Origin of the sequence: Micromonospora pallida (genome assembly GCF_900090325.1) — a bacterium.
In the GTDB taxonomy this organism is placed as follows: domain Bacteria; phylum Actinomycetota; class Actinomycetes; order Mycobacteriales; family Micromonosporaceae; genus Micromonospora; species Micromonospora pallida.
Window position 1 is genome coordinate 6,974,429 of sequence record NZ_FMHW01000002.1, and the last position, 23,159, is coordinate 6,997,587.

At 71.4% G+C, this 23,159-nt stretch carries 20 protein-coding genes and 1 pseudogene; 10 read left to right on the forward strand and 11 right to left on the reverse strand.

Features of this window, described 5'->3' with window-relative positions; all coding sequences use genetic code 11:
- Positions 1–334: 334 nt before the first annotated feature.
- From GA0074692_RS29915 to GA0074692_RS29930, 4 genes are read left to right on the forward strand one after another with little or no spacing between them, the layout of a single operon-like run.
- Positions 335–1,249, forward strand: a complete 915-nt coding sequence (locus GA0074692_RS29915; protein ID WP_091650576.1) for an ABC transporter ATP-binding protein — start codon at positions 335–337, stop codon at positions 1,247–1,249.
- A complete protein-coding gene (locus GA0074692_RS29920) occupies positions 1,242–2,159 on the forward strand; it encodes an ABC transporter permease (protein WP_245730514.1) in 918 nt (305 codons plus the stop codon). The genes GA0074692_RS29915 and GA0074692_RS29920 overlap by 8 nt, the downstream gene beginning before the upstream one ends.
- On the forward strand, positions 2,159–3,070 hold the full coding sequence (locus GA0074692_RS29925) for an ABC transporter ATP-binding protein (protein WP_091650584.1): 912 nt from the start codon (positions 2,159–2,161) through the stop codon (positions 3,068–3,070). The genes GA0074692_RS29920 and GA0074692_RS29925 overlap by 1 nt, the downstream gene beginning before the upstream one ends.
- Positions 3,071–3,074: 4 nt before the next feature.
- On the forward strand, positions 3,075–3,785 hold the full coding sequence (locus GA0074692_RS29930) for an ABC transporter permease (protein WP_091650589.1): 711 nt from the start codon (positions 3,075–3,077) through the stop codon (positions 3,783–3,785).
- A gap of 115 nt (positions 3,786–3,900) precedes the next feature.
- Here the strand turns inward: GA0074692_RS29930 and valS are convergent, their stop codons facing one another.
- On the reverse strand, positions 3,901–6,465 hold the full coding sequence (valS, locus tag GA0074692_RS29935) for a valine--tRNA ligase (protein WP_091650592.1): 2,565 nt from the start codon (positions 6,463–6,465) through the stop codon (positions 3,901–3,903).
- 192 nt (positions 6,466–6,657) lie between these two features.
- Here valS and GA0074692_RS29940 point away from each other — a divergent pair, with 192 nt between their 5' ends.
- Positions 6,658–8,151 carry a hypothetical protein gene (locus GA0074692_RS29940; protein WP_091650595.1) on the forward strand — a complete coding sequence of 498 codons (1,494 nt, stop codon included), beginning with the start codon at positions 6,658–6,660 and terminating at the stop codon, positions 8,149–8,151.
- A gap of 116 nt (positions 8,152–8,267) precedes the next feature.
- On the opposite strand, the gene GA0074692_RS29945 is transcribed toward GA0074692_RS29940, so the two are convergent.
- From GA0074692_RS29945 to GA0074692_RS29960, 4 genes and pseudogenes are all read right to left on the reverse strand, one after another.
- Positions 8,268–10,142: an ABC transporter ATP-binding protein gene (locus tag GA0074692_RS29945; RefSeq protein ID WP_091650598.1), complete on the reverse strand. Its 1,875-nt coding sequence runs from the start codon at positions 10,140–10,142 to the stop codon at positions 8,268–8,270.
- Between the two features lie 188 nt (positions 10,143–10,330).
- Positions 10,331–12,049 (reverse strand): annotated as a pseudogene (locus GA0074692_RS29950) (ABC transporter ATP-binding protein); the annotation flags it as partial.
- Between the two features lie 79 nt (positions 12,050–12,128).
- Positions 12,129–12,650 (reverse strand): methylated-DNA--[protein]-cysteine S-methyltransferase, encoded by a 522-nt coding sequence (locus GA0074692_RS29955; protein ID WP_091650607.1) that lies wholly within the window; start codon positions 12,648–12,650, stop codon positions 12,129–12,131.
- A gap of 48 nt (positions 12,651–12,698) precedes the next feature.
- Positions 12,699–14,147: a DNA-3-methyladenine glycosylase 2 family protein gene (locus GA0074692_RS29960; protein WP_091650612.1), complete on the reverse strand. Its 1,449-nt coding sequence runs from the start codon at positions 14,145–14,147 to the stop codon at positions 12,699–12,701.
- A 251-nt stretch (positions 14,148–14,398) separates the two neighbouring features.
- On the opposite strand from GA0074692_RS29960, the gene GA0074692_RS29965 reads away from it, so the two are divergent.
- Positions 14,399–14,845 carry a hypothetical protein gene (locus tag GA0074692_RS29965; protein ID WP_091650615.1) on the forward strand — a complete coding sequence of 149 codons (447 nt, stop codon included), beginning with the start codon at positions 14,399–14,401 and terminating at the stop codon, positions 14,843–14,845.
- Positions 14,846–15,034: 189 nt separating this feature from the next.
- Positions 15,035–15,769, forward strand: coding sequence for a Type 1 glutamine amidotransferase-like domain-containing protein (locus GA0074692_RS29970; RefSeq protein WP_091650618.1), 735 nt, complete (start codon positions 15,035–15,037; stop codon positions 15,767–15,769).
- Here the strand turns inward: GA0074692_RS29970 and GA0074692_RS29975 are convergent.
- Entirely contained in the window at positions 15,747–16,349 is a 603-nt protein-coding gene (locus GA0074692_RS29975; protein WP_218106723.1) for an exonuclease, read from the reverse strand. The genes GA0074692_RS29970 and GA0074692_RS29975 overlap by 23 nt on opposite strands.
- A gap of 186 nt (positions 16,350–16,535) precedes the next feature.
- Between GA0074692_RS29975 and ychF the strand changes: the two genes are divergently transcribed.
- The 3 genes from ychF (at position 16,536) to GA0074692_RS29990 (ending at position 19,624) form a co-directional block, all read left to right on the forward strand.
- Positions 16,536–17,621 (forward strand): redox-regulated ATPase YchF, encoded by a 1,086-nt coding sequence (ychF, locus tag GA0074692_RS29980; RefSeq protein WP_091650627.1) that lies wholly within the window; start codon positions 16,536–16,538, stop codon positions 17,619–17,621.
- A gap of 157 nt (positions 17,622–17,778) precedes the next feature.
- Complete coding sequence (locus GA0074692_RS29985; RefSeq protein WP_091650631.1) at positions 17,779–18,168, forward strand: hypothetical protein; 390 nt, start codon at positions 17,779–17,781, stop codon at positions 18,166–18,168.
- Positions 18,169–18,535: 367 nt separating this feature from the next.
- Positions 18,536–19,624, forward strand: coding sequence for a DUF6892 domain-containing protein (locus tag GA0074692_RS29990; protein ID WP_425413408.1), 1,089 nt, complete (start codon positions 18,536–18,538; stop codon positions 19,622–19,624).
- Between the two features lie 241 nt (positions 19,625–19,865).
- On the opposite strand, the gene GA0074692_RS29995 is transcribed toward GA0074692_RS29990, so the two are convergent.
- From GA0074692_RS29995 to GA0074692_RS30015, 5 genes are all read right to left on the reverse strand, one after another.
- On the reverse strand, positions 19,866–20,621 hold the full coding sequence (locus GA0074692_RS29995) for an amidohydrolase family protein (RefSeq protein WP_091650641.1): 756 nt from the start codon (positions 20,619–20,621) through the stop codon (positions 19,866–19,868).
- Positions 20,618–20,977: a thioesterase family protein gene (locus tag GA0074692_RS30000; protein ID WP_218106725.1), complete on the reverse strand. Its 360-nt coding sequence runs from the start codon at positions 20,975–20,977 to the stop codon at positions 20,618–20,620. The genes GA0074692_RS29995 and GA0074692_RS30000 overlap by 4 nt, the downstream gene beginning before the upstream one ends.
- Before the next feature lie 32 nt (positions 20,978–21,009).
- On the reverse strand, positions 21,010–21,603 hold the full coding sequence (locus GA0074692_RS30005; RefSeq protein WP_091654303.1) for a TetR/AcrR family transcriptional regulator: 594 nt from the start codon (positions 21,601–21,603) through the stop codon (positions 21,010–21,012).
- A gap of 191 nt (positions 21,604–21,794) precedes the next feature.
- On the reverse strand, positions 21,795–22,163 hold the full coding sequence (locus tag GA0074692_RS30010) for a hypothetical protein (protein ID WP_091650650.1): 369 nt from the start codon (positions 22,161–22,163) through the stop codon (positions 21,795–21,797).
- A gap of 84 nt (positions 22,164–22,247) precedes the next feature.
- Entirely contained in the window at positions 22,248–22,574 is a 327-nt protein-coding gene (locus GA0074692_RS30015; protein WP_176738626.1) for a hypothetical protein, read from the reverse strand.
- Between the last annotated feature and the right edge of the window lie 585 nt (positions 22,575–23,159).

Here is a 23,159-nt window from a genome sequence, read left to right on the forward strand (position 1 = left end):
GCGATGCCGTCGCCGCCTGCGGGCCGACGGTACCCGGTCGTCCGGGCCGCCACCGCACCCCGGCGATTCGTGGTCGGGAACCGGTCAGTCGGCCGCCCGTCGTCCGCCCGTCGTCCGCCCGTCGGCCGTCCGTCGGCCGGGGGGGGTGGCCCGGTCCGTGCCGTCCCGCCGTCCGGGGTGGCCCGACCCGTGCCGGCCGTCGCCCCGACCCTCTCGTCACCACCCTCGGTGACCCCGTCGAACACACACCGGATCGCCCCTAGTGGACCGCGACACGCAGGATCAGGGGCGGACCTGATGTCCGGGGATGCGCCACCTCCCTAGGCTGAACGCCGTGACACTGCTCGCGACCGAGTCGCTGACCAAGACCTACGGCGGACGGGTCACCGCGCTGGCGGACCTCACCGTCGCGGTCGAACCGGGGATCATCGGGCTGGTCGGTGCCAACGGTGCCGGCAAGTCCACCCTGATCAAGATCCTGCTGGGCCTGCTCGCCCCGACCAGTGGCCGGGTGAGTGTGCTCGGCCTCGACCCCACCACCGACCCGGCGGCGGTCCGCGCCCGGGTGGGCTACATGCCCGAACACGACTGCCTTCCACCCGACCTGTCCGCCGCCGAGTTCGTCACCCACCTCGGTCGGATCAGCGGGCTGCCGCGCAGCGTCGCCCGTGAGCGGGCCTCCGAGGCGCTGCGCCACGTCGGTCTCTACGAGGAGCGGTATCGCCCGGTGGGCGGCTACTCCACCGGCATGAAGCAGCGGGTCAAACTGGCCCAGGCACTGGTGCACGACCCCGATCTGCTGCTGCTCGACGAACCCACCAACGGTCTCGACCCGGCCGGCCGGGACGCCATGCTCAACCTGGTGCACCGGATCGGCACCGAGTTCGGCATCTCCGTGGTGGTCTGCTCGCACCTGCTCGGCGAGGTCGAGCGGATCTGCGACGCCCTGGTCGCCATCGACGGCGGGCGGCTGCTGCGCGCCGACCGGATCTCCGCGATGACCTCCGCCACCGACGTGCTCGCCGTCGAGGTCAGCGAGGGTACCGAGCAACTCGCCGCCCGACTCGCCGCGCTCGAACTGCCGGTGACCCGGGACGGCCGGATGCTGCTCGTCCCGCTCGCCGAGGAGCGCACCTACGACCTGATCCTCGGCGCGGTCGCCGAGCTGGACCTGCCGCTGCACCGGCTCGACCAGCGCCGGCACCGGGTGGCCGAACTCTTCGCACCGAGGGAGCCGAGCAATGTCTGACCGAACGAGCCGGTCGGCGTCCGAGTCCGTGAGCAGGTCGACGTCGTCGTCCGCACCGACCGGCGTGATCCATGACATCGGCTACCAGCGCTACACCGGACCCCGGCTCGGCCGGCGGCAGGTCTTCGGGGCGCTCTACGGGCACGGTCTGCGTACCGCGTTCGGCCTCGGCCGGAGCGCCAAGGCCAAGATCTTCCCCTGGCTGATCGTGGCGATCGTGGTGGTGGTCGCCGCCGGCGCGACGGCGGTCCGCACCCAGATCGGCCAGGTCGTGCTCTCGTACCCCGACTTCGCCAACTCGATGAGCTGGCTGGTGATCTTCTTCGTCGCGGTGGTCGCGCCCGAACTGGTCTCCCGCGACCTGCGCAGCGGTGTGTTGCCGCTGTACTTCTCCCGGCCGCTGCCCCGCGCCGACTACCCGCTGGCGAAGCTCGCCGCCCTGGTGACCGCGCTGTGGCTGCTCCTCGGCGCGCCGCAGGTGCTGATGTTCGTCGGGGCCGCGTTCACCACCGGCGACGGCCTGCGGGGCGCCTGGAACGAACTGCTCGACCTGCTGCCCGGGCTGCTCTACGCCGGGATCTGGGCGGTGGTCTTCGCCTCGATCGGGCTGCTGGTGGCCTCGTTCACCGGCAAGCGGGCGTTCGCCGCCGGTGGCGTCGTGGCGGTCTTCCTGATGACCATCCCGGTCGGCGGCACGCTGACGATCATGCCGTCCGAGACGGTGAACGAGCTGGCCGGGCTGGTCTCGCCGACGACCCTGGTCCAGGGCACCGGCCGGTGGGCGCTGAACACCGAGGGGATGGGGGTGCAGATCGGCAACCTGGGACCGGTGTACGGGCTGTACACCATCGCCCTGGTCGGTCTCTGCGTCGCGCTGCTGCTGGCCCGCTACCGGAAGGTGGCCTCCTGATGAGTGACCTGACTCTGACCGGCGTCTCCCGCTGGTACGGCAACGTGGTGGCGGTCAACGACGTCACCATGACCCTCGGCCCCGGGGTGACCGGCCTGCTCGGTCCGAACGGCGCCGGCAAGACCACCCTGCTGCACATGATGGCCGGCTTCCTCGCCCCGTCCCGGGGCACGGTCACCCTCGACGGCACCCGGACCTGGCGCAACCCGGACGTCTACCGCCGCCTCGGCCTGGTCAGCGAACGCGAGGCGGTGCAGACCTTCCTCACCGCGTACGAGTTCGTGCTGGCCAGCGCGAAGCTGCACCGGCTGCCCGACCCGGAGGCGGCGGCCCGGCGGGCGATCGGCCTGGTCGAGCTGGAGAGCGCGCAGGACCGGCGGATCGGCACGTACTCCAAGGGCATGCGGCAGCGGGCCCGGGTGGCCGCCGCGCTGGTGCACGACCCGCAGGTGCTCCTGCTCGACGAGCCGTTCAACGGCATGGACCCGCGCCAACGGCTGCACATGATGGGTCTGCTGCACACCCTCGGCGACGCGGGCCGGACGATCCTGTTCAGCTCGCACATCCTGGAGGAGGTCGAGCAGGTCTCCGGCACCGTGCAGGTGATGGTCGCCGGCCGGTTGGCCGCCTCCGGTGACTTCCGGACCATCCGCCGGCTGATGACCAACCGGCCGCACGTGTTCGCGGTGCAGTCCACCGACGACCGCGCGCTGGCCGTCGCGCTGATGGCCGAACCCTCGGTCAACGGCGTCGAGCTGGACCGGTCCGGGCTGACCGTACGGGCCGGCGACTACGGGGCCTTCACCCGGGCCCTGCCCCGCATCGCGCTGAAGGAGGGGATCCGGGTGCGTCGGTTGCTGCCCGAGGACGAGTCCCTGGAGAGCGTCTTCTCGTACCTGGTGGAGGCATAACCTCATGTCGACCGTCACCTGGATCACCGCCCGTGGCCTGTTCGGCCGCCGCCGGTTCCTGTTGCTCGTCCCGCTGCCGGCCATCCTGGTCGGACTGGCGGTGCTGTCCCGGGCCCTCGGCGTCGACCCGGGCGAGTGGGGGCCGCCGGTCCTGGTCGGCCTCGGCCTGGCCGTGGTGCTGCCGGTGATCGCCCTGATCGTGGGCACCGGCGTGCTCGGCGCGGAGATCGACGACGGCACGGTGGTGCACATCCTCACCAAGCCGCTGCCGCGCTGGCAGATCGTGCTGCCGAAGCTCGCGGTGGCGTTCGGGGTCAGCGCGGTCACCGTCGCCCTGCCGCTCTACGTCGCGGCCGTGCTCGCCCACTCGGTACGCCTCGGCCTGGCGCTCGTCCTGGCCTCGGCGGTCGGGGCGCTGGCCTACTCGGCGCTGTTCGTGGCGCTCAGCCTGGTCACCCGGCGGCCGGTGCTGCTCGGCCTGGTGTACGTGCTGATCTGGGAGGGGCTGCTCGGCAACTTCGTCAGCGGCACCAAGGTGCTCTCCATCCAGCAGTACGTGATCACGCTCGCTGACCGGATCGCCCCCACCCCGTTGCTGACCACCGAGGTCTCCGTACCGGTTTCAGTGGTGATGACCATCCTGGTCGTCGTCGGCTTCACTGCCCTGGCGGTCGACCGGCTCCGCTCCTTCAGCGTCGCCGGCGAAACCAGCTGAGGTGGTAGCAGGGGGCCCCTGCTCCTTGTCAGGTGGTAGCAGGGGTCCCCTGTTCATCAAAAAGGAGTAACAGGGGACCCCTGCTACCAACCAAGCGCACCGCCCGGCGGGACGGTCAGAAGGCGCAGGCTATGACCAACTCGGTCGTGCGGTCGGGCAGGTGGTCGAGTCTGCTGATCCGGCCGGCGGCGCGCAGGTCGTCCTCGACCAGGGTGAGCTGGCCCAGGACGGCGGCCGGGGCGAGCGCCTCAGCCAGCGGCACCTCGGTCCGCATGGAGAGTTTCCGCTCCGACTTGGCCCGCCGCACCTGGCTGAGCGCGTCCCCGGCCAGCCGTAGCAGCGCCGGGTCGCCGGTGCCCCGGATCGCCCGTTCCACCTCGTAGGTGGTGGGCCAGGGCGCCTGGTGCACCGACCCGTACCGCCACCACGACCAGACCTCCTCGGTGACGTACGGCAGCACCGGCGCGAAGAGCCGCAACTGCACCGACAGCGCGGTGGCGAGGGCTGCCCGCGCCGAGTCCGCCCCCGGTCCGGTGCCGTAGGCGCGCTCCTTCACCAACTCGATGTAGTCGTCGCAGAACCGCCAGAAGAACGCCTCGGTCGCCTGGAGGGCGGCCGTGTGGTCGTACCGCTCGAAGGCGGCGGTCGCCGCCGCGACCACGCCGGAGAGTTCGGCGAGCATGGCGGTGTCCAGTGGTTCCGTGGCCGGGGCGCGCAACGCGTCGGCGGCGCCCAGTCCCAGGGCGAACTTCGACGCGTTCAGCACCTTCGTGGCCAGCCGCCGCCCGATCCGGATCTGCCCCGGGTCGAAGGCCAGGTCCATCCCGGGCTTGCCGCTGGCCGCCCAGTACCGCACGGCGTCCGACCCGTGCTCGGTCAGCAACGCCATCGGGGTCACCACGTTCCCCTTGGACTTAGACATCTTCTTGCGGTCCGGGTCGAGGATCCACCCGGACAGAACCGTGTCCCGCCACGGGAGCACCCCGTGTTCCAGGTGGGCGCGGACCACCGTGGCGAAGAGCCAGGTACGGATGATCTCCTGCCCCTGCGGGCGCAGGTCCATCGGGAAGACCCGGGCGAACAGGTCCGGGTCGGTCTCCCAACCGCCGACGATCTGCGGACTCAGTGACGACGTGGCCCAGGTGTCCAGAACGTCCGGATCTCCGATGAAACCGCCCGGTCGGCCGCGCTGCGCCTCGTCGAAGCCGGGCGGCGGCTCGCTCGACGGGTCGATCGGCAGTGTGGACTCCGCCGGTGTGAGAGGCTGGGACCAGACCGGCTCGCCAGCGTCGTCGAGCCGGTACCACACCGGCACCGGCACGCCGAAGAACCGCTGCCGACTGACCAGCCAGTCGCCGGTCAGGCCGCCCACCCAGTGTTCGTACCGGTGGCGCATGTGCCCCGGCACCCAGTTCAGCTCCGCGCCCCGGGCCAGCAGCGCCGTGCGGAGTTCCGCGTCCCGGCCGCCGTTGCGCAGATACCACTGCCGGGTGGAGACGATCTCCAGCGGCCGGTCGCCGCGCTCGTAGAACTTCACCGGGTGGGTGATCGGACGCGGCTCGCCGACCAGGTCACCCGTGCCGGTCAGCAGCTCCACCACCGCCCTGCGGGCCGCGTTGACGGTCTGGCCGGCCAGCGTCGCGTAGGGCTGCGTGGGCACCCCGGCCGGCGGCTCCGGCAGCAGCCGCCCGTCCCGGCCGATCACCACCCGGGTGTCCAGGTCCAGGTCCCGCCACCAGGTCACGTCGGTCAGGTCGCCGAAGGTGCAGACCATCGCGATGCCGGTGCCCTTGGCCGGGTCCGCCAGCGGGTGCGCGCGCACCGGCACCTCCACCCCGAAGACCGGGGTACGCACCGACGCGCCGACCAGGTCGGCGTAGCGCTCGTCGTCCGGGTGGCAGACCAGCGCCACGCAGGCCGGCAGCAGCTCCGGCCGGGTGGTGTCGATCAGCACCTCCCGCCCGCCGGACCCGTGGAACCGCAGCCGGTGGTACGCCCCCGGCCGCTCCCGGTCCTCCAGCTCCGCCTGGGCCACGGCGGTGGCGAAGCCGACGTCCCAGAGCGTCGGAGCCTCCGCCTGGTACGCCTCACCGCGCGCCAGGTTTCGCAGGAACGCCCGCTGCGAGGTGGCCCGAGCCACCCGCCCGATCGTGGTGTACGTCAGCGACCAGTCCACCGACAGCCCGAGCCGCCGCCACAGCGCCTCGAAGACCTGCTCGTCCTCGCCGGTCAGCCGTTCGCACAGCTCCACGAAGTTGCGCCGGGAGATCGACGTCGGGTTTTTGCGGGCCGCGTCGTCCACCGGGGCGTCCGGCGGCGTCCAGTCCGGGTCGTACGGCAGCGACGGGTCGCAGCGCACCCCGTACACGTTCTGCACCCGACGCTCGGTCGGCAGGCCGTTGTCGTCCCACCCCATCGGGTAGAAGACCGCCTTGCCGCGCATCCGCTGGAACCGGGCCACCGTGTCGGTGTGCGTGTACGAGAAGACGTGTCCCATGTGCAGCTCGCCGGATACGGTCGGCGGCGGGGTGTCGATCGCGTATACGTCCGCCCGCTCCCTGCTGCGGTCGAACGCGTACGTGCCCTCCTCCTGCCAGCGGCGCGTCCAGGTCTCCTCGATGCCGTCCAGGGTCGGACGCTCGGGGACGCCGGCGCGGGCCGTCCTCGCCGTATCAGTCATCGGTCGATGGTAGGACCGGACCGGACCAGCGCGCTCCGGGTTATCGGCCGGCCCGAGGTCCGGCCCGCGTCGACGGCCACCGCACGCCCTGGCGCACCTCGGTCGCCCCCCGCCGGCCGTCGTGCGACGGACAGCGGGGGAGCGTCCACTCTGACAGCATCGGCGGTGTCCTGGACGCGGGGGAGGCTTGCCATGGACGACGACCCGGCCGCCAGACCGGTGGACGACGACCCGGCCGCCAGACCGGTGGACGAGGTGAAGACCCGGCGGGAGCCGGGGAACGGCAGCACACTGGTCGCAGCGATCGCCGCGGCGATGGTCGGGGCGGCCTTCGTGTCCGCGCTGCCGTACCTGGTGTTGTCGACCGGGCTCACCGACCTGGTCCCGTCCGAGCCGCTCCGGGCCGGTGTGCTGGGCCCGGCGGTGTTCGCGCTCGCCGCGGCGAGCGCCCTCACGCTGTACCGGGTGACCGGCTGGCTGGTCGCCGCCGCCGGGCTGCTCCTGGTCACCGTCGCGGACCAGTTCACAGCGGCGACCCTGCTGTTTCCGGCGGACGCGCCCACCCTGGGGCGGCTCGTGGCCCACCTCTGCGCGGCGGTCGGCCTGGGGTTGGCGGTCGGTGGCGTGCTGCTCGCGGTCGGCCAGGCCACCCGTCGGGCCCGCACGCCGCTGGCCGCCGGGCTCGCCGTCGGCCTGACCTGCCAACCGGCGTACGCGGCCGTGGTCGGGGTCGCGCTGTTTCGCGGTCCGCTCCAGCCGTTGCCGGCGCAGCTCTGGTTGGCTCTCGGGTTCACCCTGGTCGCCGGGCTGCTCGCGTACCGACGGCGGCGTGCCGCACCGCGACCCGTGCCCTCTCCGCTGCGCTGGACGCCGGTGGTCGTGGTCCTCCTCGCCGGACTCCTCGTGCTCGGCGGGTTCCTGGTCCGCTCGTGGGTGGTCCGGGCGTTCCGGGCCAGCCCGGACGGGCTCGTCGGGCCGCGCCGGGCACAGGCCGTCGAGACGTTCACCCACCACTCGACCGTCGTCATCGCGGTGGTCGCGACGCTGGCCCTGCTGCTGTACGCCCACCGCGCGGTCGGTCTGGTCGGTACGCGCTGGGTGGTGCTCGGCTTCGCGGCCGCCCCGGTGAGCCTGGCGGGCTGGGCGTTCAACCTCACCATCTCGTCCCGACGGGTGCTGCTGGTGGCGGTGGTGGGGTTCACGGCGGTGACGGCCGGTGCGATGGTCGCGCGGCACGCGGAGCGGATCCTGCCGTGGGACGCCCTCGGTGTCGCGGTGGCCGCCGCCGCGCTTCCCCTGGCCCTCCCGGTGGTACGCGAGGAACTCCCCTCGGCGCTCCTCGTCGGGCCGCTGCTCGCCGCCCTCGGGTTGGGCCTGGCCCTCGGGTTCGGGCTGACCTCCGCGGCCACCCGGGACGCCGAGGACCGTTCCGTCGAGCCCACCGAGCGGGGGTGGCTCCCGGCGACGCTGGTGCTCGGCTTCGTCGCCTGGACGCTCACCGTCCAGGCGCTGGCACCGATCGCGGTCCCGGCGCAGTTCCACATCCGGGCGGAGCCCACGTTCACGCTCCCGGTGCTGGTCGGTGCCGCCGCCCTGCTGCTGGTGCTCCTCTTCGCCTTCGGTCGGGTGGTCGACGGCCTCCGCCGGGACCTGAGCACGCCGACCCGATCGGGCCCCACCGAGTGATCCCGGGTCCCGTCGACTAATCCCGGCTTCGGCCCCGGCCCTGGCAGCTCCGCGGCTCGACACGCCGTACCCGGTCGACCGCAACCGCACACCGCCTCTTGGGTGTCCGACGACGGTCAGACCAGGGAGTCGCGCCACTGGCGGTGCAGGGCGGCGTACCGGCCCCCGCCGTCGACCAGGTCGGCGGGGGAGCCGTCCTCGACGATCCGGCCCCGGTCCAGCACCAGTACCCGGTCGGCGATCCGCACCGTGGAGAGCCGGTGCGCGATGACCAGCGCGGTCCGGTCCCGCAGCAGGGTGCCGAGCGCGTGCTGCACCACCCGTTCCGTGGGCACGTCCAGGCTCGAGGTCGCCTCGTCGAGGATCAGCACCACCGGGTCGGCCAGGAACGCCCGGGCGAACGCGACGAGCTGCCGCTGCCCGGCGGAGAGCCGCCCACCGCGTCGGTGCACCTCGGTGGCGTACCCGTCGGGAAGCGCGGCGATGAAGTCGTGCGCCCCGACCGCCCGTGCCGCCGCGCGCACCGCCGCGTCGTCCGCGTCCGGTCGGCCGAACCGGATGTTCTCCGCCACCGAGCCGCTGAACAGGTGGTTCTCCTGGGTGACCAGCACCACCGCCCGGCGTAGCTCGGCGTCGGCCGCGTCGCGCAGGTCCACCCCGTCCAGGCTGACCGAGCCGGCGTCCGGGTCGTGGAACCGGGCGAGCAGCTTCGCCACGGTGGACTTGCCCGCCCCGGTCGCGCCGACCAGGGCGACGGTCTGCCCGGCCGGCACCGCCAGGTCGAAGTCGGTGAGGATCGGTGTGCCCGGCCGGTAGCCGAAGGTCACCGAGCGGAATCGCACCGCGCCCCGGACCCCGCCGACCGGCAGTGGCCGGGGATGCGCCGGCTCCGCCACCTCGGGCCGCTCGTCGAGCACCCCGGCGAGCTTCTCCAGCCCCGCCGTGGCGGACTGCAACGTGTTGTAGAACTGGCTCAGCTCCTGCATCGGCTCGAAGAACCGGCGCAGGTAGAGCAGGAACGCGGCGAGTACGCCCAGCTCGAGCCGGTCGTCGAGGACGCGCCAGCCGCCGTACGTCAGCACCCCCGCCACGGTGACGTTGCCGACCAGCTTGATGCCCGGCGAGTACACCGCGATCAACTGGAACGCGTGCACGCTGGACCGCCGGTAGTCGTCGTTCACCGCCTCGAAGATGCGCTGGTTGCGGGCCTCCCGCCGGTACACCTGCACGGCCCGGATCCCGCGCAACGACTCGACGAGGTGGACGATCACCAGCGCCACCGCCTCCCGGGTGTGCCGGTACGCGGCGGCCGAGGCGCGGGCGAACCAGCGGGAGAGCAGGAACAGCAGCGGGAAGGCGAGCAGGGTCACCGCGGCCAGCGGTGGGTCCAGCCAGAGCAGCACGCCGGCTACCGACAGGATCGACAGCGCGGCGAGCAGGAGGTTGTCCACGCCCCCGTCGAGCAGTTCCGCGATCGAGTCCAGGTCACTGGTGAGCCGGGAGACCATCCGGCCCGACGTGTACCGCTCGTGGAACGCCACGGACAGGCGCAGGAAGTGTCCGTACACCCGCTGACGGAGGTCGAGCAGGACGGCCTGGCCGATCCGCGCGGAGAGGGTGAGGAAGCCGCGTTTGGCCGCGTACTCGGCGGTGGCGGCCACCGCGAAGGCCCCCGCGACGGCGACCAGCGGTCCGGGGTCGCCGGCGCGCAGTGGCGCGATCGCGTGGTCGATGCCGTACATCACCAGGTAGGGTCCGGCCAATCCGGCGGCGTTCTGCGCCAGCAGCAGCGACACGGCCACCGCGAGCCGGCCCCGGTGTGGTCGCAGCAGGCCGCCCAGGAGGGCCCGGCTACGGGACCGGAGTCGGGCGACCGCCTCCGGACCGCCCTCCTCGGCCCGACTCCGGTCGGCGTCCGGGTCGGTGGCGAGCCCCCGCCACCGCTCCAGATCCACGGGGCGGTCGGGGCCGGCGGTTTCGAACGTCGTCACGACGGCACCACCCCGTCCACGGGCTCCACCCCCGCCACGAGCCCGACCAACCCACCACCCGCCGGCACGACCGGCGACGCCATCGTCGTCACCCGCGTCGCCGGCGGTCCCTCCACCACGATCGCCGGTCCCCGCGTCGCCGTCGGTTCCTCCACTGTGATCGCCGCACCCGGGGTCGCTGTCGTCGCCGGCTCCAGGGCCAGCAGCGCGCGGTACGCCGGCTCGGTCGCGAGCAGCTCCGAGTGGGTGCCGACGGCAGCGATCCGCCCCTGGTCGAGCAGGGCCACCCGGTCGGCCAGGGCGACCGTGGAGGGTCGGTGTGCCACCAGCAGCGCGGTGGTGCCCCGCAGCACCCGACGTAGCGCCTGCTCGACCAGCGCCTCGGTGTGCACGTCGAGCGCGGAGAGCGGGTCGTCCAGCACCAGCACCGCCGGGCGGCAGAGCACCGCCCGGGCCAGGGCGAGCCGCTGCCGCTGCCCGCCGGAGAGGGAAAGTCCCTGCTCACCGACGCGTGTGGCCAACCCCCACGGCAGGTCGTACGCGAAGTCGGCCTGGGCCAGCGCGAGGGCCGCGCGTACCTCCTCATCGTCGGCGTCGGGTCGGCCGAGGGTGAGGTTCTCCCGGACCGACATGGAGAACAGCGCCGGCTCCTCGAAGGCCATTCCGACCAGTTGGCGCAGCGCGGCGAGCCGCAGGTCGCGCAGGTCGTGACCGTCCAGGGTGATCCGTCCCGTCCCCACCTCGTGCAGCCGGGGGACGAGTGAGAGCAGAGTGCTCTTGCCGGAGCCGGTCGCGCCGACCAGGGCGAGCGTTTCGCCCGGCTCGACGGTCAGCTCGACCCCCCGCAACACCGGGACGGCGCCGCCCGGGTAACCGAAGCCCACCTGCTCGAAGCAGAGCCGTCCCCGGATGTCGGCGCGGCGCGGCACCACCGCATGCGGCCGGTCGGTGATCGTCGGTGGGGTGTCCAGCACCTCCTGGATCCGGTCGGCGGCGGTCGCCGCCTCCTGTCCGTTGGCGATGATCCAGCCCAGCGAGTTGACCGGCCAGATCAGCATCAGTTGCAGGCTGACGAAGGCGACCAGCTCGCCGATGGTGAGCGTGCCCCGGGCGGCAGCGGCCACCCCGCTCACCAGCACCACACCGAGGGTCAGGTTCGGCACCAGGTCGAACAGGGCCGAGGTGCGGGCCAGTAGCTGGCTCTTGCCGACGGCCGTGTCGTGCAGGGCCCGCGCGCCGGCACCGAACCGGACGGCCAGCACCGGTCCCCGGCCGAACGCGCGGGTCGTCCGGATCCCCTGCGCGGTCTCCTCGACCAGCGTCGCCACGTCCCCCTGCTGCTCGCGCATCCGGCGGGCGGCGGCGTGGTACGCCCGGGCGAACCGGCGGCTGATCAGGAACAGCGGTACGGCGCTCGCCGCGACCAGCAGCCCGAGCGCCGGGTGCAGCCGGATCAGCAGCACCACCACGGCCAGATAGGTGGCCAGGTTGAGGATCAGGAAGAGCAACCCGAAGGAGAGGAACCGGCGGATCATCGACAGATCGCCGGTGGCCCGCGCGATCAGCTGACCGGACTGCCAGCGGTCGTGGAAGCTGGCCGGCAGGCGTTGCAGGTGGGCGTAGAGGTCGGCCCGGATGGCCGCCTCCATGCCCACCGACGAGGAGGTCTGCGTCCACCGCCGGACGAAGATCAGCGCCGCCTCGACCACGCCGAGCAGCAGGACCAGGCCGCCGAACTGCGCCAGCCCGGCCGAGTCGCGTCGGGCCAGCGGGCCGTCCACCACCCGCTGCACCAGCAGCGGCACGGCGAGACCGGCCGCAGTGGCCGTCAGTCCCGCGACCAGCAGCCAGCAGAACTCGGTGACGTGCGGGCGCAGGTAACCGCGCAGCCGCCACAGGTTGTGCATGCTCCCCCTGGTGGCCGGAACGCGATCACGATCCGCAACCACCCCATGACGGTATCGGGAAACGTGAGTTCCATGACGGTCAACTTGCCGTCAACCGCCGCTCGTGACCGAGAAGCCACTTTTTCACGTCCAGTCCCCACCGGTAGCCGCCGAGGCTCCCGTCGGTACGGAGCACCCGGTGACAGGGGACGAAGAGCGCGGCGGCGTTGCGGGCGCAGGCCGCCGCTGCGGCGCGTACCGCCGCCGGGCGACCGGCGAGCGCGGCGAAGGCGGTGTACGTGACCGGGTCGCCCGGCTTGACGTCGCGCAGGATCTCCCAGGCGTGCGCCAGGAAGGCCCCGGTGGTGTGCTGCTCGACCGGCACCCCGTCGATCGCGGTGAGGTCGCCGTCGAGGTAGGCGGTCACGGCCGTGGTCACCGCCCCCAGGTCGGGTCGGCTGCGCAGGTCCCCGCGCAGCGTCGGGTGGACCAGGCCGAGCAGCCCGTGCGGGTCGCCGGTGAACCCGGCTGCCCGGACCGCCCCGCCCGGCGTGACCAGCACGCTGAACGGCCCGGCCGGGGTGTCCAGCACACTGCTGTCGATCGTGTTCGTTCCGGTCATGCTGCTTCCTCCATCGTTCTCACGCTGCCGCTCGTTCCTCCGTCGTTCTCACGCTGCCGCTCGCCAGAGTCGGACCACCGCGTACGAGCGCCAGGGACGCCAGCGTTCGGCGTACGCGTCGAGGGTCTTCGGGTCGTCGGGGAGGCCGAGGGCACGGGCGCCCCGACGGACCGCGAGGTCGGTGGGGAGGAACACGTCCGGGTCGCCGAGTCCCCGCATGGCGACGTAACCGGCGGTCCAGGGTCCGATGCCCGGCAACGCCAGCAACTGCCGGCGGGCCGCTGCCCAGTCCCCGTCCAGGGACAGCTCCCCGTCTGCCACCGCCCGCGCCACCGCCCGAACCGCCGTCCGCCGCCCCGCCGGCCCCCGAAACCCCTCATCCGGCACCCCCAACACCTCCCGCACCCCCGCAAACCCCCGCAACCCACGGTCCTCGTCGCGCCCAGGGGAGGGTGGGGGTGGAGGGCAGTGGCTGAGGAGGTGGGTGATGAGGGGGCGGGCGGAGCGGGGGGAGATCTGCTGGGTGAAGACGGCCCGGACGGCTGCCTCGAAGGGATCCGGAGTACGGGGGAGGCGGACGCCGGGTTCGGCCGCGACCAGCGCCGCCAGGGCAGGGTCCGCCGCCAGGGTGGCGTCAACGGCGACCGGATCGGCGTCCAGGTCCAGCAGGCGGCGGCAGCGGGCCACCGCCGGGGCCAGGTCGCGCAGGTCCGCCAGGCGGAGCGTCGCCGAGACGTGCCCGGCCGCCGGGGTCAGCGCCACCTCGCCGGGACCGTGCGGCAGGGACAACCCCCGGTGGTACGTCCCGTCGCGTACCTCCTCGACGCCGGGGACCGCCCGCAGCGCCAGGAACTCCAGCAGCGACCCGACGTGCAGCGGCGGCCGGTACGCCAGCCGTACCGTGATGGTGCCCGCGCCGCCGACCACCGGTCCCCGCGCCCCGGCGGTGCGCAACTCGGACGGGCTGAGCGCGTAGACCTCCCGTACCGTGTCGTTGAACTGCCGGACGCTGCCGAAGCCGGCGGCGAAGGCGATCTCCGTCATGCCCAGCCCGGTCGTCTCGATCAGCACCCGGGCGGTCTGCGCGCGTTGCGCCCGGGCCAGGGCGAGCGGACTGGCGCCCAGTTCGGCGCGGAGCATCCGGTGCAGGTGACGTTCGGTGTATCCGAGTCGGGCGGCCAGTCCGGGCACGCCGTCCCGGTCGACCACCCCGTCCGCGATCAGGCGCATCGCCCGCCCCACCACGTCGGCCCGGACGTCCCACTCGGGCGAGCCGGGTGCGGCGTCCGGCCGACACCGGCGACAGGCGCGCAGCCCTGCGCCCTGCGCTGCGGCGGCCGAGGGGAAGAACCGGACGTTCTCCCGTTTCGGTGTCATCGCCGGGCAGGACGGCCGGCAGTAGATCCCGGTCGAGGTCACGCCGGTGTAGAACCAGCCGTCGAAGCGCTGGTCACGGCTGTCGACCGCCCGGTAGCACCGCTCGAAGTCCAACTCCACGCCACCGATCCTGCCCCGCAGTCGGGGCGTCCGGCTCGCGGAAATCGGACCTCGCCCGCTGTTGTTTGGTAGCAGGGGACCCCTGTTACCGCTTTTTGTCGTGCAGGGTGCCCTTGCAACCACCCCAGCCAGCCTGCTCGCCACCATCCGAGCCTGCTTGCCACCACCCCAGCCCGTTTGCGGCCTGTCCGCGGCGAAAGTGTCGGAGGGGGCGGGTACCGTCCGGGGCCAACTCAAGAAGGGGTGCGTCGATGGGGAGCGTGGCCGGGCCGGGACGGGTGGAGGCGCGGTCGGCGCCTCCCGCGCTGGATCGGGCGGTGGTGCAGAGGTTCTACGACCGGATGCGGGCCGTCGCACCGGCGGCGGTCGGCGCGATCGAACGGGACCGCGCCGACGATCCGGGCGGCGCGTTCGCCGACACGGCCTGCGGCCGACTCGTCCGGTCGCTGGACGACGCCGGGCTGCGGGCGCTGGGAATGTGGGCGCACCACTGGTGCCTGCGGTTCTACGACGACGACACCCGGGTCGGTCGCCGGCTGGTCGCGGAGATCGCCGGTCGCGCCGGGCTCGGCTGGACGGCCGACGAGGTGCGCTGGATGCTGGGCGAGTCGTACGCCGCCCCGCCCACCGTCGACGACCGGTTCACCCTGCCCGGGGCTGCCGCGAGCGAACTGGACCCGGCTGTCCTGCCCGAGTGAGCGCCTGCCCGAGTGAACGCCGGGCCGAGTGAGCGTAGGGCCGAGTGAGCGCCAGCCCTGGTGAGCGCCGGGCCCGGGCCCAGTGAGCGCCCGGCCCCGGGAAACGCCAGGTCGTGCGGTCAGCGGTGGCCGGTGGCGGTACGGCAGGATGATCGGGTCCCGGTAACCCGGACCGAAGGGGGAGGCCCCGTGCCCGCCAGCGAACCGACCATCGTCGCCACCAGCATCGGCTTCTTCAGCCGTCGACGCGGTCCCTGGGACTGGCGGCCCGGCCCGGTCTTCGAGCTGGCGGCCGAGCTGGCGCAGGCCGGCCCGGAACCGAAGATGTGCTTCCTCGGGCAGGCCGAGGGAGACCAACCGACCACGCTGACCGCCCTCTACGGGGCGTTCGCCGACACCCGGTTCCGCCTGTCCCACCTCAACCTCTTCCCGATGCCCAACGTCGAGGACATCCGGGCTCACCTGCTCGCCCAGGACGTCATCTGGGTCGGCGGCGGCAGCGTCGCCAACCTGCTCGCCGTCTGGCGGGTGCACGGGCTCGACGAGATCCTGCGGGAGTGCTGGCAGGCCGGGGTGGTGCTGGGCGGGGTCTCCGCCGGCTCGCTCTGCTGGCACGTCGGCGGGACCACCGACAGTTACGGCCCGACGCTGCGCCCGTTCACCGCCGGACTCGGGTTCCTCCCGTACGGCAACGGGGTGCACTACAACAGCGAGGCGCAGCGCCGTCCCCTGATCCAGAAAATGGTCGGCGACGGCACGCTGCCCACCGCGCACTGCACCGACGACGGGGTGGGGCTGGTCTACCGGGGGACGACGCTGGTCGAGGCGGTCGCCGACCGGGACGGGGTGTCCGCGTACGAGGTGACCCGCAACGCCGATGGCACGGTCACCGAGACTCCGATCACGCCTCGCCGGCTGGCCTGAACTCCGGCTGCTGCCCCTGCCGGGCGTGGCGCAGGGCGTCGAAGACCTGGGCCAGTTCGGCGGCGTCCTCCCCGGCGTGATGGGTGTGCGGCAGGTCGGTCAGCCCCAGCTCCCGCTTGGCGGTGCTCTTGTGGCTGCGGGACCACTCCCGGCCGGTCGCCCCCATGTAGTAGCTGCGCAGGTCCACGCCGGAGCCGGTGGCCCCGAACGGGCTCCGGCCGGTGAACCGGACGAAGTACCAGTGCACGAACATGCCGTCCCAGACGGCGGGCGCGGCGAGGAAGACCGGCCGCCCGATCCGGCGTAGCCCGTTGACCCAGCGGGCGGCGGCGGACATCGCGGCGGCCGGGGCGGGCGCCTCCCGGCGCAGCCGCTCCCGGTCGAGCCCGGAGACGGCGAGCGCTTCCGGGACGTACTCCTCGGAGATCGGCTTCAGCTCGGTGTAGAAGGCCAGCTCCGGGCGGCCGGCGACCGCCATGCCGAGCGAGAGCATGCTGTACGGGCCGGGAATCGGCCCGTCGGCCTCGACGTCCGTCGCCACGTACAGCTCGGGCAGCTTCTCCTGATCCTGCCGTGCCATCATGCCTCCCGTCGATCTCCGGCAGCGCAGGCTACCAACGGTCGGGCCGGGGCCGGACCGCTTTTTCCGGGTACGCCGGGCGTGGTCCCCGGTGGCGGACGCGGCACGTCGGGCGCGGGGTCCCCGTCGGCGTACCCGGTACGCCGGGCGTGAGGGGCCGACGGTCGACGCGTAAGCTGGCTGGTCGTGAGTCTGACCATCGGGATCGTCGGCCTGCCCAACGTCGGCAAGAGCACCCTGTTCAACGCGCTGACCAAGAACGACGTGCTGGCGGCGAACTACCCGTTCGCCACGATCGAGCCGAACGTCGGCGTGGTCGGCCTGCCCGACGAGCGGCTGCACAAGCTCGCCGAGATCTTCAGCTCGCAGAAGGTGCTCCCCGCGCCGGTGTCGTTCGTCGACATCGCCGGCCTGGTCCGGGGCGCGTCCAAGGGACAGGGCCGGGGTAACGCGTTCCTGGCCAACATCCGGGACGCCTCGGCCATCTGCCAGGTCGTGCGGGCCTTTTCCGACCCGAATGTGGTGCACGTCGACGGCAAGGTCTCCCCGGCCGACGACATCGAGACGATCAACACCGAGCTGATCCTCGCCGACCTTCAGACCCTCGAGAAGGCGCTGCCCCGGTTGGAGAAGGAGGCCAAGCTCCGCAAGGACCGGGCCGCCGCCGTCACCGCCGCCAAGAAGGCGGTCGAGGTCCTCGACGCTGGTACGACGCTCTACGCGGGCGCGAAGGACGCTGGCGTCGAACTGGAGCACCTTCGTGAGCTGCACCTGCTCACCACCAAGCCGTTCCTCTACGTCTTCAACGTCGACGAGGAGGAGATGGCGAACGCCGAGTTCCTCGACGAGCTGCGTGCCCTGGTCGCTCCCGCCGAGGCGGTCTTCATGGACGCCAAGATCGAGTCGGAGCTGGTGGACCTGCCCGAGGAGGAGGCCCGCGAGCTGCTGGAGTCGATCGGACAGTCCGAGCCAGGGCTTGACCAGCTCGTCCGGGTCGGCTTCCGTACGCTCGGGCTCCAGACGTACCTGACCGCCGGGCCGAAGGAGGCGCGGGCCTGGACCGTCCCGGTCGGCGCGACCGCCCCGGAGGCCGCCGGGGTCATCCACTCCGACTTCCAGCGCGGCTTCATCAAGGCCGAGGTGGTCTCCTACGACGACCTGGTCACGGCCGGGTCGATGGCGGCGGCCAAGGCGGCGGGCAAGGTCCGCATCGAGGGCAAGGACTACGTCATGCAGGACGGCGACGTCGTGGAGTTCCGCTTCAACGTGTAGTCGTATTCCGATTCAACGTGTGTTCGGAGACTTGCGAGCTCGCGTGAGCACACGCTCGCGGCGGTCGTCGAGGATGGTCCCGGAGCGCGGCCTCTCTTGACGGTGTGCGAGTGAGATGGTGGCGACCCGGCCGGGCTCCGGACCGAAAGGAACGCGCATGGCCGGTGACGTCGCCGTCGATCTCATCCGATCGCTGATCGACGCCATGGAGAGCCCTTCCCCGGTCATGGGGGAGGACTGGGAGTCGTTTGCGATCATCCTGGAGTTCGGCGAGGGGTTCCGCAACGCATCGGGGTACGCGTATTCACCCGGAGGCGTCGTCACGCCCGTGGCCTGCAGTTGGCGCGATATCCGTTCGGCCGTGGATGCGTACATGGACAGTCACTACGCACCTGGCGATGCGCTGCCCGTGAAGATACTCCTGCAATTCGACCGCGCATCCGGACGATACAACGCGACGTTCGAGGAGACGGACGAGGGCCGCTGGAAGACGCGGCCGAAGAACTACAAGCAGATCCGCGAGGAGCTGCGCCCGCTATTCGACTGACGTCTATCTTGGATGAGGCTATGTCTTTCGGGTGAGTCTCTCGACTCGCTTTCCGCACATCCGCTGCAAGCAAGCCAGGGCACGCGCGCTGCTCGACGGATGTGCGCGCGACCGGTTCGATGAGCCCGGAGCGTTCAGCCGATCTGTCGGCCTTGGTCCCTGAAACGGACTTCATGGCTGCGGTCACTGCGACGGATGCCATGAGCCGGTTCGTAGTGCCGGAGTCGTGGCCGTAGAGGTGCCCTGGTGCGCCGTGCCGGCACGGTCTCCGGGTGTGGCGACGTGTGCGTGTGGCGGCACTCGAAATCCTCATGCGAGGATCGTGGCTCCAGGATCTGACTGCATGAGGGAAACCGCTGTGAGCGAGATGCAGAATCAAGACGGAGCATCGGGCACGCGAGGTGTCGCACCGCGATCGGCGGGCGGGTCGCGGGCGATCGACGTGAGCGCCGCAGGCGTGCGCATCGACGGCACCCTGCTCGAGCTGCTGACTGTCCCGGCGCTGACCGCGCTGCTCGGAACTCCTCGGGTCGAGCCGCCCGACGAGCCGACCGATGCGAACGGGAGCGTTCGAAGCAGCTGGGTGATCTGGGATGAGTCGGGCATCCGCGCGACGACGAAAGACGGCGAACAGGCAGGCGAGCTGTCAATCGAGCTCGCCGACGACCCCGTCGAGAACGAGAAACGCGCCGCCAGCCGGTTCTTCCCGGCCGGCGGCTTCCCCGGGACGTTCACTATCGACGGACGCCCACCGATCGAGGCGGTTTCCGAGGAGAAGCTGCGCAAGGCGCGGGCCTTCCTCAGCACGAAGGTCGGACAGCGGGAAGCCGAGCTCTTCCTCAGCGAGACAGAGTGCGGCGAGATCCGTCGCATGGAGTTCCCCGAGTGGTATGCCAAGAGTGAGAGCGGAGAGCTCGCCGAGATCGTTCGCAGCGCGGCGCATCCGTTCAGCAGGGCGTCGATCCTCCACCGGGTGCCGAAGCCGGTCAAGAAGCCCTCCGGCAAGTGGAAGCTGCAGGCCGCCACCGAGCCGGTGCTCGAGTTCGCCTCGTTCCCGTTCCGGCTGGCGATCATCCAGGAGCTGATGTACGAGCAGGAACTGCTGGAGCCGCGCTTCGATGTCCATGATTTCGCGCAGGATCAGGGAGCCAAGTCGTTCGACCCGCATTCGTTCGGCGACCGGATGGTCCCTGCGGTGCGCAGCTGGTTCCGCAGGCTGCCGATCCCTGCTCGTCTCGCGGAGAGCGTCGAGACGCTCGTGCTCGACGGCGGCAACGACATCTATCTGCAGCTGATCCCGCTGTGGGACGGCGAGGACGACAGCTTCATGATCAAGACCCTCAAGGTCGAAGATCTCGCGCCGTTCACCCGGCTCCGCACCATCGAAGACATCGGAGGGCTGCTCGGCCCCCGGGCCCGTGCCGCACTCGCGGCCGCAGGGATCGCCGTCGAGTAGCCGCGGCCCCGATGCCGCGGAATGCCCGGCCGGCCGCCAGGCCGGGACCGCCTTCCACGTGCGATCCGCATGGCCGACGCCGGCAGTGCGACCCTGGCATGCTGATGCCGTCCCGTGCGCTGCGTCATCCCATGCGCCCCACCGCCTCCTCCGAAACCGTGGCGACGCATGCGAGTGGCGGCACTCAAGAGGATGATGCGGAGCCTTGCAGCTCACACGCTGTTCCCTCGCTCGACCGCTGTCACGATCCCAAGTAGAACGCGGCCGCGTTGTTCCAGAACACGTCGGCGACGTGCGACGGATCGAGCACCTGCGCGATGTACTCGAAGTCCTCGTCCTGGAACGGGCGGCGGGCGCGGGTGGAGGGCAGATCCGTGCCGACCATGAGCGCGGTCGGGTCGACGTCCATGATCGCCTCGATCACGGCTGCGGGGTCGAGGTCGACGCGTCCGAACCCGGTTGCCTTGACCTTCACGCCCTGCTCGACGAGGCGGAGCAGGTTCGGCAGGCCGTCTCGGTGCATCCCGAGGTGATCGATGCTGACGGCGGGAAGCCCGACGATGCGGCCCATGAGGTCGTCGTCGATAGTGCGCGCGTCGATGTAGAGCTCGGCGTGCCACCCGGCGAGGTCGCGCACGCGGCGAGCGAGCCGGTCCATGTCCTCAAGGTCCGCCGATCCGCCGCGGGCCACGTTGAAGCGCACGGCGCGCACCCCTGCCTCGTGCAGTGCGCGGATCTCCTGGTCGCCGGTGTCGGCGGGGATCTGGGTGACGCCGACGTAGCCTGGGCCGAGGGATCGGAGAGCGTCGACGAGGTAGCCCTGGTCGAAGGCCTGGAACGATCCGGAGACGACCGCGCCGCCGGCGATGCCGAGTCCGTCGATGCGTGCCTGGTAGTCGGCGACGGTGAACGGCTCGGGCATGAACCCGTTGTTCGCCACCAGGGGGTGGGCGGGGTCGATGATGTGCAGGTGCGAGTCGAAGACGGGCTGCGTCACTGGCGGGCTGCTTCGTTCTGGCGGGCGAGGCGGGCTTCGAAGCGGTCGCGGTCGATCACGGCGTGCTCGTCGCTGGCATCGACCTCGAAGAAGAGAGAGCGCCCGTCGACCTCGACGAGCCGCACCTCGACGGTCACCGTCGAGCCAGGAACGGTGGGAGCCAGGTGGGAGAGCTTGACGTGGGTGCCCAGCGTCAGCTCGCCCTCGTCCAGATGCCCGTGGAGCGCCTCGATGCAGGCCCACTCGATGATCCCGACCAGGTAACCGGTCGCCAGGACCTCCGGCCTGGCCGCGAAGTCGGGCGATTCGGGCAGCAGATGCGGCACGGTCCGGTTCTCGGGCACGGTGTAGCGCATCGTGTGTGCCAGTCCGAGTCTCAACGTTTCCTTCACGGGGCCTCCTCGCGGTTCAGGGGCAGTGCAGGGGCCGCGGCGACCATCGCCTCCGCGCTCTTACGGGCGTCCACGATGGCTGTCGTGTCGCCGGTGGTGATGACGCGGGCGTTCGCGCCGTCGATCAGGAGCATCAGCGTCGATCCCCACCACTGGGGATCGGGCAGGCCGTCGGAGGCGGCCAGATCGGCGAGCGTCTCGCGCATCCAGATCTTGTACGCGGCGATCACCGCGCGCGCCGGGTGCTCCGGGTCGGGCAGCTCCGCGGCCGCGTTTGTGAACGGGCAGCCGCGGAATCCGGGCTTCGCGTGCCCGATCGCAAACCAGTCGAACAGTGCGAGCACGCGACTCCCTGAGTCTTCGGGAAGCTGATCGAGGTGTTCCCTGATCGTGCGCTCTCGGTCCTCGCGGCGGCGGTCGAGCACTGCAGCGATCAGGCCGGCCTTCGACCCGAACTGCGCGTACAGCGTCGGCTTCGACACCCCGGACTCCTCGACCACGCGGTCGACCCCGATCGCGCCGATGCCCTCCGCGTAGAACAGTCGAGCCGCGACCTCGAGGATGCGCTCTCCGCCCGCTGAGTAGTTCATGCACATTAACTTACTGGTCTGTAAAGCCGATGGGTAGTGCTCCAGTGGGTGAGGCGCGCGGGCTTGTTCCCAAGCGTGGTGACGTGGTCGAGTTCCGGTTCAACCTCTGAGCGGAGCCGGAGCCGGAGCCGGGTTGTGGCGGAGGTGAGCACAGACCTGTGCTGCTCTTTTGACCGGAGCCGGAGCCGCGTTCAGAAGATTCCGAGTTGGCCAGGGTATGGGGTCGGCGGGTCCGGCTCCGGCAAGAGTTCTGCGGCCTCGGCGGCCAGACGGTCGATCGTCTCGACAGGCATGAGGAAAGCGATGTGCCAGGTCTCGTCGTCGTGGCCGATCAGGGCGGTGACGGTGTCATCGTTGATGGCCCAGTGCACCGGTATGCCGGCGGCGTCGCCGATCCGCAACGCGCGTCGGGCGGACCAGTCAGCTTGGCGGATGGACCGCAGGCGAGCGAGTTCGCTGAGGTGGGCCCAGAAATGGAACTCCCACGATGGTGCTTGAAGCATCACCATCACGACGGCGGGATCACCGTCGCCGCTGGGGTGAATCGACACCATGACCATCGGCGAAGGATGACAGACGCGGCCCGGTGACCGGGACCAGGCCCCGGGGCGCTTTTGATTCTCAAGCTGAGAGTGCTCGTCCAGTCAGTGTCGGTGTTCCTCGAGGTAGCGGCGGGCAAGCCGTCTGATGATGGCCTCGCCGTCGACGGCGGGCAGGTAGCTGGCTTCTTGATGTGGCTCGCTGGCTTCCCACTCGGGGATGTCTGCCGGGTCGTCGCCACCGATGCCCAATGACACGTCACTGTGTCGGGCGCGGAAGTAGAACCGCTCCCCGTTGGGCAGAGCCCCGTCCACCTGCACTGGAGCTGCCGTACACGTCACCTGCGTCTCCCAGCCCTCGGTCCGCAGGGTGGCGGCGAGCCGGAGCCAGGACGCTAGGTGGTGCTGGTGCCATAGCTGAGTTTCATCCACGAGGTTATGGTTCCGGACCTGCCTCGAACTCCTCGTGGGGCCCGTGTTTGCAGCTCAGCCCGGTATGGCTCTGGGGCTATGGTCCTCGGATGGGGAATCCGGATCGCGTGTCGATGGATCGCGTCAGCTACGAGCGGCGGGCACGCGCTGGGCGGTGTTTCATCTGCGCCTTTCTGGCAGGTGAACCAGGTTACGAGCACGTGCTGTTGTATGACGATGGCCGGCACGTGGCTTTCCTCAACCGTTATCCCACCCTGCCCGGCTACGCGCTTGTCGCTCCGCGCAGGCATGTCGAGGACGTCGTGGGTGAGCTGTCGCGAAGGTGGCCCGGCCCGAGCGCACCTATCTGCTTTCGTTGGGCAGCCGTCAGGGCAACGCACATGTGCACTGGCACGTCGCACCGCTACCACCTGGGGTGCCCTATGAGCGGCAGCAGTATCACGCGCTCATGGCCGAGAACGGCATCCTGCGGTACACGCCACCGGAACTTGAGAAACTCGGCGTACGTATTCGAGCTGCTCTGGCTGAGCTTGAGTAAGGCTGCACGGCTCAGCCGAATGACGAGAGCGACCAGACCTCCTGAGT

Coding starts and splice junctions, on each gene's coding strand:
- valS (WP_091650592.1), bottom strand. CDS start 6,465: ATGACTGATACGGCGAGGACGGCCCGCGCCGGCGTCCCCGAGCGTCCG.
- GA0074692_RS29930 (WP_091650589.1), top strand. CDS start 3,075: ATGTCGACCGTCACCTGGATCACCGCCCGTGGCCTGTTCGGCCGCCGC.
- GA0074692_RS29955 (WP_091650607.1), bottom strand. CDS start 12,650: ATGACCGGAACGAACACGATCGACAGCAGTGTGCTGGACACCCCGGCC.
- GA0074692_RS29925 (WP_091650584.1), top strand. CDS start 2,159: ATGAGTGACCTGACTCTGACCGGCGTCTCCCGCTGGTACGGCAACGTG.
- GA0074692_RS29975 (WP_218106723.1), bottom strand. CDS start 16,349: ATGGCACGGCAGGATCAGGAGAAGCTGCCCGAGCTGTACGTGGCGACG.
- GA0074692_RS30010 (WP_091650650.1), bottom strand. CDS start 22,163: ATGGTCATGGTGTCGATTCACCCCAGCGGCGACGGTGATCCCGCCGTC.
- GA0074692_RS29940 (WP_091650595.1), top strand. CDS start 6,658: ATGGACGACGACCCGGCCGCCAGACCGGTGGACGACGACCCGGCCGCC.
- GA0074692_RS30000 (WP_218106725.1), bottom strand. CDS start 20,977: ATGCGCTACACCGTGCCCGAGAACCGGACCGTGCCGCATCTGCTGCCC.
- GA0074692_RS29990 (WP_425413408.1), top strand. CDS start 18,536: ATGCAGAATCAAGACGGAGCATCGGGCACGCGAGGTGTCGCACCGCGA.
- GA0074692_RS29985 (WP_091650631.1), top strand. CDS start 17,779: ATGGCCGGTGACGTCGCCGTCGATCTCATCCGATCGCTGATCGACGCC.
- GA0074692_RS30005 (WP_091654303.1), bottom strand. CDS start 21,603: ATGAACTACTCAGCGGGCGGAGAGCGCATCCTCGAGGTCGCGGCTCGA.
- GA0074692_RS29965 (WP_091650615.1), top strand. CDS start 14,399: ATGGGGAGCGTGGCCGGGCCGGGACGGGTGGAGGCGCGGTCGGCGCCT.
- GA0074692_RS29920 (WP_245730514.1), top strand. CDS start 1,242: ATGTCTGACCGAACGAGCCGGTCGGCGTCCGAGTCCGTGAGCAGGTCG.